At 44.3% G+C, this 20,246-nt stretch carries 12 protein-coding genes and 2 pseudogenes; 12 read left to right on the top strand and 2 right to left on the bottom strand.

The features are described from left to right. Positions 1-87 precede the first annotated feature (87 nt). The 11 genes and pseudogenes from M3090_RS00555 to M3090_RS00505 all read left to right on the top strand — a co-directional run. Positions 88-1,068, top strand: a complete 981-nt coding sequence (locus M3090_RS00555) for a FecR family protein (protein ID WP_249053448.1) — start codon at positions 88-90, stop codon at positions 1,066-1,068. Positions 1,069-2,441: 1,373 nt separating this feature from the next. Next, complete coding sequence (locus tag M3090_RS00550; protein WP_249053447.1) at positions 2,442-5,873, top strand: TonB-dependent receptor; 3,432 nt, start codon at positions 2,442-2,444, stop codon at positions 5,871-5,873. A gap of 10 nt (positions 5,874-5,883) precedes the next feature. Then, on the top strand, positions 5,884-7,269 hold the full coding sequence (locus M3090_RS00545; RefSeq protein ID WP_249053446.1) for a RagB/SusD family nutrient uptake outer membrane protein: 1,386 nt from the start codon (positions 5,884-5,886) through the stop codon (positions 7,267-7,269). A 21-nt stretch (positions 7,270-7,290) separates the two neighbouring features. Then, positions 7,291-9,243 (top strand): PQQ-binding-like beta-propeller repeat protein, encoded by a 1,953-nt coding sequence (locus tag M3090_RS00540; RefSeq protein ID WP_249053445.1) that lies wholly within the window; start codon positions 7,291-7,293, stop codon positions 9,241-9,243. Between the two features lie 63 nt (positions 9,244-9,306). Beyond that, the gene (locus tag M3090_RS00535; RefSeq protein ID WP_249053444.1) at positions 9,307-10,365 is read left to right on the top strand and encodes an MBL fold metallo-hydrolase; all 1,059 of its coding nucleotides are present in this window, start codon (positions 9,307-9,309) and stop codon (positions 10,363-10,365) included. Between the two features lies 1 nt (position 10,366). Beyond that, positions 10,367-11,242 (top strand): sugar phosphate isomerase/epimerase family protein, encoded by an 876-nt coding sequence (locus M3090_RS00530; RefSeq protein ID WP_249053443.1) that lies wholly within the window; start codon positions 10,367-10,369, stop codon positions 11,240-11,242. Positions 11,243-11,304: 62 nt separating this feature from the next. Further along, the gene (locus M3090_RS00525) at positions 11,305-12,204 is read left to right on the top strand and encodes a glycerophosphodiester phosphodiesterase family protein (protein WP_249053442.1); all 900 of its coding nucleotides are present in this window, start codon (positions 11,305-11,307) and stop codon (positions 12,202-12,204) included. Between the two features lie 133 nt (positions 12,205-12,337). After that, the gene (locus M3090_RS00520; protein WP_249053441.1) at positions 12,338-13,687 is read left to right on the top strand and encodes an MFS transporter; all 1,350 of its coding nucleotides are present in this window, start codon (positions 12,338-12,340) and stop codon (positions 13,685-13,687) included. 41 nt (positions 13,688-13,728) lie between these two features. Continuing rightward, positions 13,729-14,391 (top strand): DUF2490 domain-containing protein, encoded by a 663-nt coding sequence (locus M3090_RS00515; protein WP_249053440.1) that lies wholly within the window; start codon positions 13,729-13,731, stop codon positions 14,389-14,391. A gap of 150 nt (positions 14,392-14,541) precedes the next feature. After that, a complete protein-coding gene (gene dnaK / locus M3090_RS00510; RefSeq protein WP_249053439.1) occupies positions 14,542-16,467 on the top strand; it encodes a molecular chaperone DnaK in 1,926 nt (641 codons plus the stop codon). A 285-nt stretch (positions 16,468-16,752) separates the two neighbouring features. Beyond that, a pseudogene (locus M3090_RS00505) lies at positions 16,753-16,977 on the top strand (transposase); the annotation flags it as partial. 247 nt (positions 16,978-17,224) lie between these two features. Here M3090_RS00505 and M3090_RS00500 read toward each other — a convergent pair. Both M3090_RS00500 and M3090_RS00495 read right to left on the bottom strand, forming a co-directional pair. Further along, positions 17,225-17,932, bottom strand: coding sequence for a hypothetical protein (locus M3090_RS00500; protein ID WP_249053438.1), 708 nt, complete (start codon positions 17,930-17,932; stop codon positions 17,225-17,227). Between the two features lie 17 nt (positions 17,933-17,949). After that, positions 17,950-18,483 (bottom strand): annotated as a pseudogene (locus M3090_RS00495) (ATP-binding protein); the annotation flags it as partial. A gap of 203 nt (positions 18,484-18,686) precedes the next feature. Here M3090_RS00495 and M3090_RS00490 point away from each other — a divergent pair. Beyond that, positions 18,687-19,721, top strand: a complete 1,035-nt coding sequence (locus tag M3090_RS00490; RefSeq protein ID WP_249053437.1) for a virulence RhuM family protein — start codon at positions 18,687-18,689, stop codon at positions 19,719-19,721. Positions 19,722-20,246: the final 525 nt, after the last annotated feature.

Raw genomic sequence — 20,246 nt, 5'->3', positions numbered from 1 at the left:
TACAAATCATGGGTATTTCCGGTTATTTAGGGTATGCCCGGCAAATAATTTTGAGCAGGTTCTGAGCACATAAAATTCAGATAAAAGATGAAATCAGCAGGAAACGACAAAAAATTGTGGCAACGATACGTTGATAATCTTTATACAAAAGAAGACCTTCGCCAGCTAAGCGACAAATTGAAAGACCCGCAGACGACAGGGGTACTTCACGACCTGATGTCCGACATCTGGGAGGAGTCGGCCGCCCAGTCCTCGGGCAGCCTTTCAGACCGCGAGCGATATAAAGAGGAAGCCCGCCAACTCTTGCAGCGTCTTCGCCCTGCTCCTCGTTTCCCCTTCAGGCGTTTGGCGGCCGTTGCCGCTTCTGTGGCCGCTGTTTGCTGTTTGGTGCTGGGGGGCGTATATTTTTGGCAGACGAGGCAACAGGTGGACATTAACTATCTGGAAGTTTCCACCTCTTATGGAGAGCGTAAGGAAGTCCGTTTGCCAGACGGCACTTTCGTGATGCTGAACGCCTGCTCTTCTGTGCGCTACCCCGAACACTTTGTAGGCGATGAACGTCGGATCACGCTCGAAGGCGAAGGCTACTTCCGTGTGCGCCATGACGATAGCCAGCCTTTCCTGGTCGTGACCCCCAGCCTCCGTGTGCGTGTGTTAGGCACCTGTTTTGATGTGAAAGCCTATTCTTCCGACCAGATGATGTCCGTAGACGTGGAAGAAGGCAAGGTGCAGGTCGACCTGCCCGAAGCCATGATGCGCCTGACGGCCAACGAGCGTGTGCTTATCAATACCCTTTCCGGCGAATATGCCAAGCAGAAAGAAGAAGGAGAGGTGGCTTCCTGGCGTACAGGCAGCCTGCGTTTTTACCGCACTCCGTTGTTCGACGTGGCTCGTGAACTGGAGCGCCGTTATCATTGCCGCATTGTCTTTGCCGACGGGGTAGGTTCGGACAATCTTATTTCCGGCCAGCATGACAACAAAACCTTGGAAGCAGTCCTGCGCTCCATCGAATATGCCAGCGGCATCCACTACCGCGCAGAGGGAGACAGCATCGTGCTCTACAAATGACAGGCAGAAACCTATTTTCAAGTCCCTTGAGTTGTGAGGGGTGGTCTACGCTGCCCAATATGTTCCGTTCGGCAGGCACGTACATCACTTTCGAGATACTGAAGAAAGTTTTCTCCGGGTTGATTTCCATGATGTGCAGTTGTTCACCCAGATACTCGAACAAGTAATGAAATCCTTTGAAACGTAGCTTCGTTTCTGGTCTGAAATAGCTGTCCAGATGGTTGTAGGCTGCATATGTTTTCCTGAACCTGGAATAGCGCATGATGTATTGTGCTGTCAGAGAATGTCTCATCAACGCTTTCTCCAACCACGAAAAAAGCGAGTAAAGTTTAGCAACGGTGCTTTTCCCGGACCCTTGTTCACCTATCGTGACTGTCATTTCTCCGGATGGTTACTTTCGCTTCTTTGATAGGGCCGAAGTTACAGATATATAATCCCTCTGTGTGGAGCATAAACGTATGTTTTTGCATATGTAGCGATTCTTGTTGGAAGCAAGAATAGGGAACTGAGTTTTTTTCTTTTTGCCATTTGCATGACCTGTTTCTCCCATCCAATTTCTTCCTACCAAAGTCGTACCTCCTCCCTACCTTCTCCCTACCTCGTCCCTGTCATACACAAGGACGAGGTAGGGAGGAGATACGACTTTGGTGGCTGTTTGATAAGGCTCGATAAGGCGTTTACATTGCTGGCGGCGCGTAGCTTGTGTGTGTCGATGAAGTCTCCGGACAAAATTTCCTTCTCACGACCTGTGCGGGTAATGGTTTTCAGCATAATGTGTGGCAGTTTCCCGCTTGGAGTCATAGAAAAATTCAAGGCTGCAATACCCCGCAATCAGGAAAGAATTTGTGGGGGTCATGTCATTTCGGTTTAAACGTTGCGTAATTACCGTAACATAGAGCCTGTCGTTTTAAAAATCGCTCTCTCTGTCATGTTGAGCGGGGCGAAGCGTAGTCGAAACATCTCCCTAATACTTTTCAGGCGCGTAGTGAGGTCCCTCGATACCCCCTCTTGCTTCCTCCGTTATCGGGGGAGAACAACGTTCGGGATAACAGGGAAAATGAATTTTAAAAAGATTCTTGGGGTGAGCAAGCAATCAGCCATCGATTTCCTTTGCTAAATAAAGTTAACAAGACCCCTGTCTGTGTGCAATGAAGTGTATAGTAAGATGAAAACAGATTATTCATTCTTAATTTTACAGGCCATGAAGAAAGCACCTACTTGATTGCTTACAAAGAAAAGGGGCCGGCTCCAGGAACCGCCCCTGCGTCATGCGGACGCATGTCCGAATGTTTCGAGGCTGTCGGGCATCGCATCGCAGTGTCGCAAATGTTTGTTCTTAACAATTTATTCAATCATTAAAAACGCGCAAATTTATGGATTATCTTTCGAATGTTGAAAGAAAAGGTAGAAATGTAAACTCATTTTCGGCATTTTTGCTATTTCTATGTATGGTGCTGATGCCCGGATGGGTGTTGGCGCAAGAAAAGACTGTCACGTTGGATGTGCGGCAAGTCAGTTTGGAGTCCGCACTGAAGCAGATAGAGCAGCAGACCGGTTTGACTTTTTTTTATGACCAGGCGGTGGTCGATGCGGCTCCGGCCGTGACCCTCCGTGTGTCCAATGCTTCGCCGGATGCGGCTTTGGACGAGATTGCCCGGCAGACGGGACTGAGCTTCAATAGGGATAATAATACGATAACGGTAGGGAAAAGCAATTTGAAAATGGCTCAATCGGGGAAGCGTATCTCTGGTATGGTTTTAGACCATACAGGATTGTCTATAATTGGAGCCAACGTGATGGTGAAAGGTACCACCAATGGTGTGGTGACGGACATGGATGGACGTTATACGTTGAATAATGTACCGGAAGATGCCGTCATTCAAGTATCTTATATTGGTTATCAGACCCAGGAATTTAAGGCGGGCAGTAGTGGTCTGGCTCGTGTTGTGCTTTCTGAAGATACGGAGATGCTGGATGAAGTAGTTGTGGTGGGTTATGGTGTACAGAAGAAGAGCGATGTTTCTGTTTCGGTGGCTTCGGTAAAGGCTGAAGCTTTAGCCAATAATCCGGCAACGGATTTCCGTCAGGCATTGGTCGGGAAGATGCCCGGTGTGCAGGTAACTATTCCTAGCGGAGACCCAGAGGGAAGTGTGAGCATTCGTGTGAGGGGTATTAGTACAGTCAATGCTGGCAGCGATCCGCTTTATATTGTAGACGGTGTGCCTATGGAGCGTGGTTTTGCCAATTTGAATACGAATGACATAGAGTCCATCGAGGTCTTGAAAGATGCCTCGGCGGCTGCCATCTATGGTAGCCGTGGTTCAAACGGCGTCATATTGGTTACTACCAAACGTGGTAATACAGAGAAGCTAACGGTACAATATGATGGTTACTATGGTTTTCAGAGTGTTTCAAAGAAATTAGACATGATGAATGCTTATCAGTATGCGGAGTTTGCTCGCGACGGTCATAATAATGCTTATCTTTCGGAAGTACCCGGTGCTTCGCCCGACGATCCGAACAGCATACGTCCTCAATCTTATCACCAGATTCCTCCCGAACTGTTTCCTTATTTAGAGGGCGTACCAGGGTTGACGGATACCGATTGGCAAGATGCTATTTTTCGTACAGCAGCTACGACAGGGCATAACATTTCTTTGTCTGGTAAGACGCAAAGCATTAATTATTTCGTATCTGGTAATTACATGAGTAAAGAAGGTATCATTATCAACTCGGATTTCAAGAAATATAGCATGCGCATGAATTTGGATGGCAAGTTTAATCGTTTGAAGTTCGGAGTAAATTTCGCACCTTCTTATTCTACTTCCAATCGGGTAGACGCCTCCGGTGCTAATGGTATTGTACAATCTGCTTTAATGATGCCGCCTGTATGGCCTGTATATAATCCTGATGGCAGCTTCAATTATCAAGGTAACGGTTACTGGAGAATTGGCACTGATTATCAGCATAATGAAGTGCTGAACCCAGTGGCTATGGCTACATTGGCTTCAGATGTGGTAGACCGTATGTCTCTCACTGGAAAAGTTTTTGCAGAGTTGGAATTGTTTAAAGGGCTTTCTTATAAGATTTCTTTTGGTGGTGATTATTATGGGGCACACAATGATACTTATCGTCAGTCGGCCCTTCCATTAAGAGGGAAAGATTATTATGACACTCCCTCTAATCCGGAAGGATATAGTTCCTCTTCGTTATATTTTAATTGGTTGATTGAAAATCAGTTGACATATACAACGACCATAAATGAAAAACATAGCATAAATGCTATTTTAGTACAGTCCGCACAGAAAGAAACTGCAAAAACTAATAGTGTGACGGCTACGGATTATCCTAATGATTACATACAAACAATAACTGGGGGTACGGTGGTATCGGGCAGTTCTAACAAAACCCAATGGTCGATAGCTTCTTATTTGGCACGTGTACAGTATGGCTATGAAGGAAAATATATGTTGTCGGCAGCTATCCGTGCAGATGGTTCTTCTCGATTTGGAAAAAACAATCGTTGGGGATATTTCCCTTCAGTTTCTGCAGCTTGGCGTATCAGTGAGGAAAACTTTTTTAAAGAAACCAAATTCCTGTCATTTATCAATGATATGAAGATTCGCCTAAGTTATGGTGTCACAGGTAATTTTCAGATTGGCAATTACGAACATCTGGCTACTTTGTCGTTCGATGATTATATCTTAGGTTCAGGACAGGGTGCACTTGTTCCTGGATATAAACCCGATAATATAGAACGTGATGATTTAAGTTGGGAAAAGAACAAAATGGTTAATGCAGGTGTTGATGTACAGATGTTTAACGGATATCTGGGTGTGACGGTTGATTATTATAATACAAATACCTCGGACATGTTATTAAGTGTTCCTGTACCTTTGTTGACAGGTTATAGCACTTCTTTAATGAATATAGGTAAGGTGAATAACCGTGGTTGGGAAATCGGTTTGACATCTCAGCAGAATTTTGGTAAGGATTTTGGTTATCAATTTAATGCTAACTGGGCTAAAAATACGAACGAAGTAAAGGCTTTAGGCCCGGGTGATGCACCGATTATCTCCTCGGGAAGTGTGGAACATGCTTATTACATTACAGAAGTAGGACAACCCATCGGAAACTATTATCTGTTGGTGCAAGATGGTATTTTTGCAACGGAAGAAGACTTGAAAAAGTACCCTCACTTTGATAATACTCGGGTTGGTGATTTTCGCTTTGTGGATGTGGATGGAGATGGCGTGTTGGATTTGGATAAAGACCGTACCGTTGTTGGTAATTATATGCCAGATTTTACGTATGGTTTTGGTGGAAAGGTTTGGTATAAAGGTTTTGATTTCGACATTAATTTCCAAGGCGTTTATGGGAATGAGATTTTGAATTTAAATCGCCGTTATATTGATAATATGGAAGGCAATGTGAATGGAACAACCATAGCTTTGAATCGCTGGCAAAGTGAAGAAAATCCGGGTAATGGTCAGATTAATAAAGCCAATCGTAAACAGACGGGTTACAACGGACGTACATCGACGTGGCATATCGAAGATGGCTCTTATTTACGTTTACAGAATGTATCATTGGGATACACCTTGCCTCAGAAATGGACTCGTCGTTTTAGTGTAGAGCGTTTGAGACTTTACGTTTCTGGACAGAATTTGGTGACCTTTACCGATTATAGTGGTTATAATCCGGAAGTGAATGCACGTCCGGATAGTGCCTTGACTCCCGGTGAGGACTATGGTACTTATCCTTTAGCAAGGACATTTATGTTTGGCATCAACTTAACTTTATAAGAATAAGAAAATGAAGAAACATATCTATTTATGCTTGTTGGCAGTTTTAATGTTGCCTTCTTGCACCAATGATTTTTTCGAATTGGATCCGGCAGACAAGGTCGTCATTGATAAAGTTTTTCAAACGGCAGATGACTATAATTTGGCAGTCGTGGCATGTTATGCGAAGTTGCAGTCGCAGGTAAATTTCTATACAGAGTGTTGTGAGTACCGAAGCGATAATCTTTATTTGAGTGCACCGACATCGGGTACGCAAGACCGTTATGACATTGATCAATTTGCGGAAGTGCCTTCTAATGGTATCTTGGATGATTATTGGGCCAATTTTAATAATAATGTGTATCGCTGTAATATGGTGCTTGACCGTATAGACGGTGCTTCTTTTGACGAAAGTCTGAAGAAACAATATAAGGGTGAAGCTTTGTTTGTTCGTGCCTTGAATTACTTTAATATGTACCGTGTCTGGGGGGGCGTACCGGTGGCGCGTCAGGTGTTGAATGTGTCGGAAGCTTTGCAGACAAGACGTGCTACTGATGAGGAAATGTATAACTATATAGCTGGTGATTTGAAGTCTATCATTGATGAAAACATGCTTCCGGCTTCTTATTCGGGGGACGACATCGGTCGTGCTACCTCGGGTGCGGCTATGGCATTGTTGGGTAAAGTCTATTTGACCTTCCATAAGTGGCAAGAAGCTGCTGATGTTCTTTCGCAATTGCGCGGGAAATATGAACTGTTGAAACCCGTGCAAGATGTGTTTGATGTGGAGAATAAAATGAACCGGGAAATCATTTTTGCTGTGCGTTTCAATAAAGAAGTGGAAAACGAAGGACATGGTTACTGGTTTAGTACAACTAATTTAACGGATAATACGAATCAATCGGAAGCTCTTGTAAACTGTTATGAAGCCAACGATGCCCGCAAGGCTTTGATTACCTATGTGCAGGCTGCCAACAATGTCTGCCTGATGCCTAAGTTTATGGATACGCGGAGCACTACTTATAATGTAGTGGGCAATGACCAAATTTTGTTGCGGTATGCTGATGTGCTTCTGATGTATGCTGAAGCTTTGAATGAATTGCATTATGATGCATCTTCGTCTTCTGTGGCATTGGAATGTTTGAACGACGTACGTACACGTTCAGGTATCGAGGCGTTGGACGCTTCGGATGTGCCTGACAAAGCAAGTTTCCGCAAGGCTATTTTGGACGAGCGTCAACGAGAGTTCCCTTATGAGGGGCATCGTTGGTTTGACTTGGTACGCATGGGATATGCTCAAGAAGTGATGGGTATACAGGATTATCAGCTTTTATTCCCGATTCCGCAGAATGAGATGGAAAAGATTGGGAATACGGATATTCTGTGGCAGAATCCCGGGTATGAAGGTGCTAATTAATAAAGAAAGGAGATTTTACTTATGAAAAAGATAGTATATGGCTTGTTTGCTGTCTTGTCTTTGCTCTTTGTTGCCTGCGAAGACGATTTGCCCCAGGCCAGTTGGGATTTATACGAAGTTAATGATTTGACTATTACGCCTTTGGATGCCAGCGCGGAATTGTCTTGGACACCTTCGGACGAGGCTCAGCCTACGGGATATTACATTTCGTGGACTTCCGGATCATTGGAGGCCACAGGCGGAAATCTAACTATAAATGATGCTTCACAGTGTAGTGCGTTGATAGAAAATCTTGTCAATAAGGTTGCTTATACTTTCTATGTACAAGCGGTTTATAATGGTAAACGTTCGGGACGGGTATCGGCATCGGTCACCCCGGTTTCTTCGTTGATTCCTCCTACTGCGTTTACTGCTGTTGCCGGTGATTCTCGTGTTCGTTTGAGCTGGACTAAACCGGCTTCGGACATGGTGAAAGGATATCAGGTGAATATAGAACCAGATGGCCGGACTATAAATATTGAGGATGCGGATGCAGAAACTTATATTGTACCGGACTTGGTAAATGGACAGGAATATACCATTTCTTTACAGGCTGTTTATGATAAAGGAATTTCGGAGGCTGTAACGGCCACTGTGACTCCAGGAGAAGTATCTCCGTTTGTCGGGCTGACAACTTATGTTTTGGCCGGCGAAGAGTTGACAATGAGTTACAACGACATGTATTTCATGGGCGAAGTGCAAGCTGTGGCATGGACGTTTGGAGATGGTACGCAAGCTGATGGAGCGGAAGTTTTCAAGGCTTATGAGAATGGCGGAGAATATACTCTGGAGGTAGAGGTGACTTATGCGGATGGTTCGAAAGAGACGGCAGAGCAGACTGTGTATGTGATTGATGTCGCTTGGGAGACTTCGATGGGATATATAAAGGCTTCTAATCCTGTGTTTTCGCCGGATGGCAGCACATTCTACTTGCCTACGGCGGATAAGGTGGGAGATTTGAATGCTTTTGATGCTGCGACAGGCGAGAAGAAATGGACTTTTGCCATATCCGATGCGATTACATATGGCGGTGGATCTGCCGTAGGGCCGGATGGAGTTATCTATCAAGGGGCTCGTAATTCTACCTTATATGCAGTGATGCCCGATGGCAGTGCAAAATGGCAATATGCCACGGGAGCTGACAACACGAGATTGGATTGTTTCCCGGCCGTGTCGGCTGATGGCACAACGGTATATGCTTTGGATGGAGACAATATGCTCCATGCGGTAGATACCAGCAACGGAACGGCACGTTGGACGAAAGCGTTGGAGGGTACGGCTAACAAGGCAGCAGCCATTGCTATTGACCGTGATGGAACTGTCTATGTAGGCACGCGCAGTTATGTTTATGCCTTTACAGCAGATGGTGAAGAATTGTGGAAGACATCGGCGGCTGTTACAGAGATTGGTTCTTTTGCTATTGATGGCGGAACGTTGTATGCTGCACAAGCTGGTGGTGCCGGATTAATAGCTATCAATACAGCCGACGGGCAAATGAAATGGACTGTTGGTGCTAATGGTGATGCTTATGCACCTATTGTAAGCAAGGATGGCACGGTCTATTTCGTTGATAAGGGAGGCAAGTCGTTGTACGCAGTCAGTGCCGACGGTTCGTTGAAGTGGAAATTTAATGCAGGGGCTGCTTTAACCTATTGTTTCCCTGTATTGGATGACAAAGGCATTATTTATTTTGGTGCTTCCAATGGTGTCATCCATGCTGTTGATTCCTATACTGGAGTAGAGGCTTGGCAGATGGATACAGATGCTTCCGGCGATAATGCCAAGATAATGGCTGGTTTAACCATCGGCATGGACGGTAAATTGTATGTCGGCTATATTGGCGGAAATTTGATAGCCATACCTGTATTTGCTTTGCCTGAGACTTCTACGTGGAGTTGCCGTGGCGGAAACATTCAGGGAACTTGTCAATATTGAGTATAATGTCGAATCCTGTCATTCCGTAGCAAACGGGATGGCAGGATCTTAATAGCTATCTTTATGAAGAATTTTTTATATCTGTTTTTGTTTGTGATGGCAGGCTTCTTCTGTGTGGCCTGTGGGGGAGATGAGGCTGTAACAACACCTCCTGAAGAGGAAAATAATCAGACTTCTCAGCAAGAAGAAGCTGCTGGCATTTTGCAATCGTTGTGGAATACTACGCCTCTTTCTCCACAAGACAATGAGCGCCTGCAAGTGTTTGACAAAATACAAGGACTGGCAGACCTTTGCTCTGCTGATTATTTTGAGGATTATTTGAACAGTTCCGACCAATTGGCAGAGAGCAAAGAAAAGTATGATGTGTTGCTTTCTGTGTATAGGCAAGCTTTTGACCGCGTCTTGGATGAGGTGGCAAACGATGTTGTGGAGGAGGGTACGGCACATATCTGGATGTTGTATAATATGGGATATGTCATAAAGACTCCTTCCGGCTGTTTTGCCATAGATATAATGCATCGTTGGGCAGACAAGTTAGAACCTTATCTGGATTTCTTGTGTGTCACGCATAATCATCAAGACCATTATGATGAAGGTTTGATAGAGGCTATGTTGGAGGCCGGAAAGCCGGTTTTATCCAACTATATTGCTGAAGGGAAAGATTATACTTCGACAGTACCGACAACTTATACAATAGGAAACTTTTCCATTCGTACTTCTATCACAGATCATAATAACTCGGGGCTCTCAAACTTTGTTACAGTGTTTACAATAGATTGCGGTGCCGATAGTAATCACCTGACATTGATGCATACAGGTGATTCTAATTATAAGCCTTCGCAATATACGAATATCTTAGGTTCAGTAAACATCTTGATACCGCGTTACGCGCCTAATGCATTGACGGAAAACAATATCATAGGAACAGGAAGTGGGCAGACACAACCGGATTATGTTCTTTTGTCTCATATTTTGGAGTTGACTCATATTAGTGCCGAGGAATCCAGGTGGAGCCTTCCTATGGCTTTGGAAAGGGCTTCTCAAATACAATGTGACCAGACGTATGTACCGATGTGGGGGGAGAAACTGGTTTGGAAGAATAATGCTTTAAAGTCTGAATGATATGAGAAGATTCTATTTTTGTTTGGCTTTGTCATTGGCTATCATAGTGTGGTCGTGTGAAAGCACGCCTTATAAAGTGGGAACTACGACTGCTATTTGGAAGACTCCTACTGTGAATGATTTTATTGAAGCCCGTCAGCAAGGAATTGAATATGTAGAGGTGGCTTTTAATAAGTGTTATAGAGGAGTTCCGGAACATGAGGTAATTCCGCGAATCAAATCTTTGTGTGCCCAAATTGATAGCGCGGACATGGAAGTTTGGTCTATTCATTTGCCTTTTTCTCGTACGTTGGATATTTCTGTATTAGATGATTCACTTCGTGATGCCAATGTCGCTTTTATGGCAGAAATGATAAAGCAAAGTGCGCAATTCAATCCGGCTCGTTTAGTTTTGCATCCGAGTTCTGAACCTATTCCTGATAGTATTCGTGCACAACGTTTAATGAATGCCCGTAAGTCAATTGCTAAGCTAAAGGTTTGTGCGGATAGCATCGGTGTGGAACTGTGCATTGAGAATTTACCTCGCACTTGTTTGGGAAATACACCTGAGGAACTTTTGGAGATTATTAAAGATATACCAGGTGTAAAGGTATGTTTTGATACTAATCATTATACGCAAGGTTCCACAGAGCATTTTATGGATGTGTTGGAATCTTACATAGGAACTATCCATGCTTCTGATTTCGATTTCGAGAATGAATGTCATTGGTTGCCGACACAAGGAAAGATTGATTGGAAACGGCTTGTTACCCGTTTAAAAGAATCTGGCTATCAGGGAATCTTTATGTATGAGGCAACTAAGGATTGCGAAAATGGAAAGAAACGACCTACACCTCAGAGGGTGAAAGCTACGTTTGATGAAATAATGAATAGGTAGTGAATGGATGTATATGAGTATTGTAAAATGAACTAATGATAATTTGAGAAAGGAAAAGAAGTATGAGAAAGGTATGTCTTGCATTTTTTTTGATATTATATGCTCCGTTGTTTATTTGGGGGCAAAATGATGTTTTTGACGTCCGTAAACAGTTATCCGAAAATTCGGAGGAAATTCTGGTTGTATCTCATCGGGGAGACTGGCGTAATGCACCGGAAAACTCGTTGCAGGCCATTCAAAATTGTATTGATATGGGAGTAGATATGGTAGAGGTGGATCTGAAAAAAACAAAGGACGGGCATCTGATACTGATGCACGATAAAACGCTCAATCGTACTACAACAGGAAAGGGGAAACCGGAAGATTATACGTTGGCGGAATTGAAAGCGATGCGCCTAAAGAATGGAGCTGGTTGTAAAACTCGCCATCAAATTCCTACGTTTGAAGAGTGTATGTTGCTGTGTAAGGGGAAAATCATGGTGAACGTGGACAAGGGGTATGATTACTTTAAGGAGGCGTATGCCATTTTGAAAAAAACGGGTACTGTGAACCAGTGTGTGATGAAAGCTGGATTGCCTTATGAGCAGGTAAAAGCGGAGAATGGTGAGGTGCTGGATGAGATGGTTTTCATGCCTGTGGTGAATCTGCATAAAGAGGGGGCAGAGGATGTCATAGACGGTTATCTGGAGCATATGAAGCCGAAAGCTTTCGAGCTGGTGTTTGACAACGATGGGCCGGAGGTGTTGAGGTTGATAAAGAAAGTGCGCGAGAGTGGTGCGAAGGTATTTATCAATAGTTTGTGGCCGGAGCTTTGCGGAGGGCATGACGATGACCGTGCGGTGGAATTGGGAGAACCGGAAAAAAGCTGGGGGTGGATTGTGAAGCAAGGGGCTAAATTGATTCAAACTGATAGACCGGCTTTGCTTTTGGATTATCTGGAGGAAAAGGGATTGCGTGAGTAAAATAGGAATTTAGACCACAGATAACGCAGATAATACTGGATTAAACACAGATTTTAGTATTTAGATTATTAAGAATCAGTGCTTATCCGTATAATCAGTGTCATCTGTGGTTAATCCCGCTAAATTATCATTTATGTGGAAATCTATACTTGATTTTTACAGGGTTTCGCAGCCGAAGCTTTGTAACGGGGAAGGCATATCTGAACAGAAACGACGTTTGCGTCGTCTTCAGTGGTCGACTTTTTTGACTGCTACGATTGGTTATGGCTTGTATTATGTTTGCCGATTAAGCCTGAACGTGGTGAAAAAGCCTATTGTGGAGGAGGGCATCTTTTCGGAAACAGAGTTGGGCATCATCGGTTCGGTATTGTTTTTTACGTATGCCATAGGTAAGTTTACCAATGGATTCTTGGCTGACCGGAGCAATATTCGGCGTTTTATGTCTACGGGATTGCTGGTGACGGCTTTGGTTAATCTTTGTCTGGGGTTTGTACATTCGTTCCTCTTGTTTGCCATTTTGTGGGGGCTGAGCGGATGGTTTCAGTCGATGGGGGCTGCTTCGTGTGTGGTAGGGCTGTCGCGTTGGTTCACGGACAAAGAGCGTGGCTCGTTCTACGGCTTTTGGAGTGCCAGCCATAACATTGGCGAGGCGTTGACGTTCATTGTGGTGGCGTCTCTGGTCAGTGCATTGGGATGGCGTTTCGGTTTCTTGGGAGCTGGATTGGTGGGGCTGCTGGGAACGCTGATTGTATGGAGGTTCTTTCATGATACGCCGCAAAGCGAAGGTTTGCCTCCGGTGAATGTGCCCAATGTTGAAAAGGTAAAAAGTGAGGCTGAGGCCGATGCTTTCAATCGGGCACAGAAGGCGGTATTGCGTAATCCGGCCATCTGGATATTGGCGCTCAGTAGTGCTTGTATGTATGTCAGTCGTTATGCGGTGAACAGTTGGGGCGTGTTCTATCTGGAGGCGCAAAAAGGGTATTCGACGTTGGATGCCAGTTTCATTATTTCTATTGCTTCTGTGTGTGGCATTGTGGGGACTATGTTTTCGGGCGTGATATCAGACAAGCTGTTTGGAGGAAAAAGAAATATGCCGGCTTTGCTGTTTGGACTGCTTAATGTCTCGGCCCTTTGTCTTTTTTTGTTGGTGCCGGGCGTGCATCTGTGGGTCGATGTGTTAGCCATGATTCTGTTTGGGCTGGGTATCGGAGTGCTGCTTTGTTTCTTGGGGGGACTGATGGCGGTGGATATTGCTCCGAGGAATGCCTCTGGGGCTGCATTGGGTGTAGTAGGCATTGCCAGTTATGTGGGGGCAGGCCTTCAGGACGTGATGAGTGGTTTGCTGATAGAGGGTAACAAGCGTATGGTGGATGGTGTCGAGGTATATGATTTTACATATATTAATTGCTTCTGGATTGGGGCAGCCGTTCTTTCCGTGTTGCTGGCTTTGTTGGTTTGGAAAGCGGGTACTCGTGCGGGTTGAATGAAAAGTCTGTTCAGGTGAATTTAATCAAAATAAAAGGTATGTTAGCGAGAAAAAAGTTTGCGTATGTTTTGGTACTGTTGTGGATGTTGTTGTTTGGAGGGAAAAGCGCTCTGAACGGGCAGGAACACGACTTTTGTACTTGGATGAAATTGGGGATGGAATATGAAGTGATGCCTAAATGGACATTATCCAGTGACTTGGAATGGCGGACAAAAGGTGATGTCGCCGAGCAAGACCGCTTGGGGTGGAGTGCTGATGTGGAATATGAAGCGGTGCCTTTCCTGAAAATAGGCGGAGGATATGAGGTGCATTATCGGAATCGTGGAGAAGAAGATGGGTGGAAGTTCCGCCACCGTTATCGGTTGCAGGCTACCTTTTCGGCACGGGTGCATCGGATTAAGCTTTCTTTGCGCGAGAGGTTTCAGCAGACATGGGATGATGTGGAAAATGAATTGCGCTTGCGCTCTCGCCTGAAGTTGGCGTATGACATTCCCAAATGCAAACTGGAACCTTATGTTTCTGTGGAGATGTATAACGGATTGGCACGTGGAGAAAAGTTTGATGTGACACGAATGCGTTATCGGACGGGCGTCAGTGTGCCTTTGGCCAAAAACTGGGAGGCGGAAGCTTTTTATTGCCGACAGGTGGAGGAGGAGAAAGGCAAGCATGTGTTGGGAATAGAATGTGTGTATAAGTTTTAAGTTTGTCCTCCTGTCAGTTTGGCAGTTCCTCTGACAAAAACTAATAATTGGCTCAGAAGGATGTTTTTGGCACGTCGTTTGTTTTATGAATAGCGTCTGCCACAAGGCGGATGAAGTAACAAGAATAGTAACAAATAAAAAATAACGATCATGGGAAAAATTATTGGTATAGACTTAGGAACTACAAACTCGTGTGTGGCTGTATTTGAAGGCAACGAACCGGTAGTGATTGCAAACAGTGAAGGCAAGCGTACGACTCCTTCCGTAGTGGCATTTGTGGATGGCGGTGAACGTAAGGTGGGTGATCCTGCCAAGCGTCAGGCTATTACGAACCCGAAGCGCACGGTATATTCTATCAAACGTTTCATGGGTGAGAATTGGGCTCAGGTGCAGAAAGAGATTTCGCGTGTGCCTTATCCCGTAGTGAATGATAACAACATGCCGCGTGTGGATATTGACGGTCGTCACTATACGCCGCAGGAAATCTCCGCAATGATTCTTCAGAAGATGAAGAAAACTGCTGAGGATTATCTGGGACAGGAGGTGACAGAGGCTGTTATCACGGTGCCTGCTTACTTCTCTGACTCTCAGCGTCAGGCTACGAAAGAGGCTGGTCAGATTGCCGGTTTGGATGTTAAACGTATTGTGAATGAACCGACGGCAGCAGCCTTGGCCTATGGTATTGATAAGGCCAACAAGGATATGAAGGTGGCTGTATTCGACCTGGGTGGCGGTACATTTGATATCTCTATCCTGGAGTTTGGCGGCGGTGTCTTTGAAGTTCTGTCCACGAATGGTGATACCCACTTGGGCGGTGATGACTTTGACCAGGCTATCATTAATTGGCTGGTTCAGGAGTTCAAGAATGACGAAGGTGCAGATTTGACGGCTGACCCGATGGCTATGCAGCGTCTGAAAGAAGCTGCCGAAAAGGCCAAGATTGAGTTGTCATCTTCTACGTCTACTGAAATCAACCTGCCGTATATCATGCCGGTAGGTGGAGTGCCCAAGCACTTGGTTAAGACCTTGACACGTGCTAAGTTCGAGCAACTGGCTCACGACTTGATTCAGGCTTGTCTGGAGCCGTGTAAGAAGGCTATGAGCGATGCTGGTTTGAGCAATTCGGATATTGATGAAGTCATCCTGGTAGGTGGTTCGTCTCGTATCCCGGCCGTTCAGAAACTGGTTCAAGACTTCTTTGGTAAGGTGCCTTCCAAGGGCGTAAATCCTGATGAAGTGGTTGCCGTAGGTGCTGCCATCCAAGGTGCCGTATTGAACAAGGAGGCTGGTGTAGGTAACATCGTATTGCTGGATGTCACTCCGTTGACATTGGGTATTGAGACCATGGGTGGAGTGATGACAAAGTTGATTGATGCCAATACGACTATTCCTTGTAAGAAGAGCGAGGTATTCTCGACGGCTGCTGATAATCAGACAGAGGTGACTATCCACGTGCTGCAAGGTGAGCGTCCTATGGCTGCGCAAAACAAGTCAATTGGTCAGTTCAACCTGACAGGCATTGCGCCGGCTCGTCGTGGTGTTCCTCAAATTGAGGTAACATTTGATATCGATGCCAACGGTATATTGAAAGTGTCTGCCAAGGATAAGGCCACGGGCAAGGAACAAGCCATTCGTATCGAGGCTTCTAGTGGTTTGAGCAAGGAAGAAATCGAGCGCATGAAGGCTGAAGCTACTGCCAATGCGGAGGCTGATAAGAAGGAACGTGAGAAAGTGGACAAGCTGAACCAGGCAGACTCCATGATTTTCACGACTGAGAATCAGTTGAAAGACTTGGGTGATAAGCTTCCTGCTGACAAGAAAGCTCCTATTGAAGCTGCTCTGCAGAAGTTGAAAGATGCCCACAAGGCTCAGGATTTGGCTGCCATTGATAGCGCCATGGCAGAGCTGAACACTGCTTTCCAAGCCGCCAGCGCAGAGATGTATGCACAGAGCGGCGCTCAAGGTGGTGCAGGCGCACAAGGCAATGCTAATGCAGGTGGTCAGCAGGCTGGTAATAATCAAAATAACCAACAGGGTGACAATGTGCAGGATGCGGACTTTGAGGAAGTGAAATGATTCCGATAAGTAAATACATACTAAATCGCAAGCAAAAGCGTGCAGCTCAATGAGTTGCACGCTTTTTGCGTTTATGGGGTTCTTGGTTTCTATGGCTTTTTTACGCCCTTTTTTATCTCTTATTTGCGACATATTTGCGACAAGACAAAAAAGTAGATAGTCGTTCCTTAAAACATTGTTTTCTATTAATAATCAGCATATTAATGTGATGTTCGTTTTAAGATATCTGCGAGTTTTTGTATCTTTACGGTTGAAAACTTGCAGATTATATGATAAACAAGACCTGTTTTTTGCAAGCGTGCAGGAATCGAACCTACTATCGCACACTTGAAATCAGACTTCCGTTTAGGACGCAACTTTTATAAAGGTGTGTTCGGGGATGCCGTCAACCTGCTTTTTGCCGCAGCAGCATACAACTTCAAAAGAGCCATGAGGACTCTTTGGGCAATTATTGAAAATATCTGCAAGATACTATTTCATCACAATATCCCGGAAATGTGCACTTTTTAAGGGACGACTAGATAATGTGGAACTAAATTCTGGGTCTTCCGAAATTTGGAGTGATGGATATTTGAGTGTTGTATATAGACAAGTCATGCGACCTAAGCATAACAACCTGTTTCTTAGCTTGTTTTTACATCTCCATGCGTTAAAATGCTATTGCCTCTTTCGTGATGGCGGATTATAACTTTTGGATATGTGTAATATTGACTATCAGTAATATACAGTATCATACAAATTCTTTAATCTCCGATATTCAATCACTTAGAGTTATCACTCCAAATGTCGGATGAGCCTTATCCAATCCCGGCATCTTCTTTGATACAGAAGCCTCACCAGCAGGAAAATATGCTTTAAAAACCTGACATAAAAAACTCACGGTGTCACTGCGCTTCTTGCCCATGTTGGAGAAAGCGGAGTAAACATAGTACATGAGTTCTTGCTGACTGCACATTTCGTTTGACTGGATTGTGATTGAGGGCGGAAGAATCAAGTCATGTTCTGCAAATGCGTAGGCACTGGCAAGAATCGCCTTTTGCTCCTCTTCACTGAACATCTTGATTTTTTCGGCAAACCATTCAAGTTCTCCTTTTTGAAGTGCTTGTTGTTCACTCTGGCGTTCCATTAGAATGGATACTTTCTCTTGCTCTTTTTCAGTAAGGGCTTCTTCGAGCACGCGGTTCTTACGTTTTAGGACATTGTACTTTTCCATACAAGCAATGGCAATGCAGAGATAACCTACGGCTACGGTAAGCACCAATACTGCATGAAATCGGAACTTGGACGGAAAATCCGGCAAAGTATCAATATAGTCGCAGACGATAAGAGCAACTACGAGCATAAGCGCAGCTCCGACATACATTGTCCGGACTTTGACTTTTTGGCTCGCAGGAGAAACGCTCATAAGCAAGGCTATCGCCAAAGCTGCGACCAATAAGATGGAGACCAAGATAAAGATTGTCATGTGTCACGCCCTCCTTATTATGATTTTACGATGATACGCCAATAGCCTGCCTTGTCAGAACCTTCATGGACGAGGATGCCCCTGTCACGGAGATTTTTAATCTGTTTCTTAACTCCATCTAATGAAATGCCCAATTCAACGGCCATTTTTTCACGGGTTATCATTGGATTTGATATAACCATGTCTATGATGCGTTGAGCAGTCCTGCCCACTGGTCTATTCAATTCGTTTTTTACAGGGTACTTTTTGAGGGTACTTTCATTATTTACAGGGTACTTTTTCTCCGAAGCTCCTCCGTTTACAGGGTACTTTTTGAGGGTACTATTTACTCTGTCGGCCACCTCTTCTACGGAGATTCTACCATTCTCGCCCCAATTCAGATTATAGAAAGTGGTGAAGAATGAGGATGCTTCGGTTTTATAGAGAGGTTCTTTGCCGGGCATGAAGTTGGGGAGCTTCTCGGTCAGTTCGCACATCTTGCGCAGACCGGAGCCACGCTTCTCCATGTAGTCGAGCTGGGTAAACATGTCGGCAATGACGGGGTTGCGGCGTTTTCTTGCTGTTGTTTGGGCGTAATGCCCCAATTTCAATTACAAACATGCATAAAAAAGTTCATTTTCCGTCCGGTTAGAATGGGAAAAAACGGATTAGGGAGAAGAAATTCATAAAATCCATTCCTGAATGTAATTACATGATGGATTTCTGAGGATTTTCTATACCTTTGTATTTGTGATAATTAATAACCAAAGGAATCGTGGCGAAGAATTTTGAAATACGGAACAGCACGGCGGAGTTTCTTACCTTTATAGCTGAAGGTAAGGAAAGTGGTATTCAAGTGTTATATAAAGATGAAACTATATGGGCAACACAAAAAGCAATGGCTGAATTGTTTGGTGTTGACAGAACTGTCATTACAAGGCATTTGAAAAATATCTTTGATAGTTCTGAATTACAGCAACATTCAGTATGTGCAAAATTTGCACATACTGCCGGGGATGGTAAAACATATAACACTGCGTTCTACAATCTCGATGCCATCATATCCGTAGGCTATCGTGTTAATTCCGTTCGTGCCACGCAATTCCGCCAATGGTGTACATACGTTTTACGTCAGTTTGCCATCCGTGGGTATGTCATAGATAAAAAGCGAATGGAAAACGGCTCATTCATCGGAGAGGATTATTTTGAGCATCTGCTTGCCGAAATTCGCGAGATACGGCTGAGTGAACGGCGTTTTTACCAGAAACTTACAGACATATATGCCACGGCCATAGATTATAACAAGAGTGCGCCCACGACACGAATGTTTTACAAAAAGGTGCAGAATAAAATGCACTATGCGGTGCATGGACATACTGCTGCGGAATTGATAGTTGACCGTGCGGATGCACAAAAAGAGCACATGGGCTTGACCACCTGGGAGAAGGCACCGGATGGTAAAATTGTAAAGCCGGATGTAAGCGTTGCCAAGAATTATCTCAAAGAAAATGAACTGGAAGCAATGGGACGCATCGTCAACAGCTTTCTTGATATAGCGGAAGATATGGCGAAACGCCATATTCCAATGACAATGGAGGATTGGGCTAAACGTATAGATAAATTCTTAGACGTAACGGACAGGCCGATTCTTTCCGATGCTGGAAAGGTCACGGCTGAATATGCCAAAGAGTTTGCTGAAACAGAATTTGAAAAATACCGTGTCATTCAAGACCGCCTGTTTAAGTCTGACTTCGACAAACTGGATGACAAAGATTTGCCTTCACTTGATTTTATACCTAGGAACTCATAAAGAAAGCGCAATAGTTTTTTGAAGAAACCTTTAGTGATGCTGTTTTAGGTTATCATTTAACATTGATATTTTTATCGTTTTTCTTTCGTTATTTTCAGCGAAAAAACATATTTTTGCGGCATAGAGCTGTGGTTGCTTATGAATGCTTATTTTCGGGTTTGCATGATATTTGCAACACGTTCACGCAAGTCGCTGATAGATATAATGTGTTGATTTTTAGGAAGAAAACTATGGTTGTGTTCGGTGTGGAACGTAACACCTAGTACAGACTGATAAAATCAGGGTGTATTCCTGCCGTTAACATTGGCACACGCCTTATACGCATTAAGCGTTCTGACATGGAGCATCTTTCCCTTACCCGTCCGGAGAGCATTGCTGAAAAAAGAATGATTCATGTTTTGCATGAAAAAGGTAAATATGTGAGAAACAATATGTACCTTTGCAATTGTATATTGTATGCGTTTTCAATTAATTGTAGTATTAATTCTTAATTATAACAACATCTTAGTAGAAAGTATTAGTATA

The sequence above is a fragment of the Bacteroides sp. ET71 genome, from assembly GCF_023336905.1.
Taxonomy (GTDB): domain Bacteria; phylum Bacteroidota; class Bacteroidia; order Bacteroidales; family Bacteroidaceae; genus Bacteroides.
This window is presented reverse-complemented; position numbering and strand designations above follow the sequence as displayed.

Coding starts and splice junctions, on each gene's coding strand:
- dnaK (WP_249053439.1), top strand. CDS start 14,542: ATGGGAAAAATTATTGGTATAGACTTAGGAACTACAAACTCGTGTGTG.
- M3090_RS00500 (WP_249053438.1), bottom strand. CDS start 17,932: ATGACAATCTTTATCTTGGTCTCCATCTTATTGGTCGCAGCTTTGGCG.
- M3090_RS00520 (WP_249053441.1), top strand. CDS start 12,338: ATGTGGAAATCTATACTTGATTTTTACAGGGTTTCGCAGCCGAAGCTT.
- M3090_RS00515 (WP_249053440.1), top strand. CDS start 13,729: ATGTTAGCGAGAAAAAAGTTTGCGTATGTTTTGGTACTGTTGTGGATG.
- M3090_RS00555 (WP_249053448.1), top strand. CDS start 88: ATGAAATCAGCAGGAAACGACAAAAAATTGTGGCAACGATACGTTGAT.
- M3090_RS00550 (WP_249053447.1), top strand. CDS start 2,442: ATGGATTATCTTTCGAATGTTGAAAGAAAAGGTAGAAATGTAAACTCA.
- M3090_RS00540 (WP_249053445.1), top strand. CDS start 7,291: ATGAAAAAGATAGTATATGGCTTGTTTGCTGTCTTGTCTTTGCTCTTT.
- M3090_RS00535 (WP_249053444.1), top strand. CDS start 9,307: ATGAAGAATTTTTTATATCTGTTTTTGTTTGTGATGGCAGGCTTCTTC.
- M3090_RS00525 (WP_249053442.1), top strand. CDS start 11,305: ATGAGAAAGGTATGTCTTGCATTTTTTTTGATATTATATGCTCCGTTG.
- M3090_RS00545 (WP_249053446.1), top strand. CDS start 5,884: ATGAAGAAACATATCTATTTATGCTTGTTGGCAGTTTTAATGTTGCCT.
- M3090_RS00530 (WP_249053443.1), top strand. CDS start 10,367: ATGAGAAGATTCTATTTTTGTTTGGCTTTGTCATTGGCTATCATAGTG.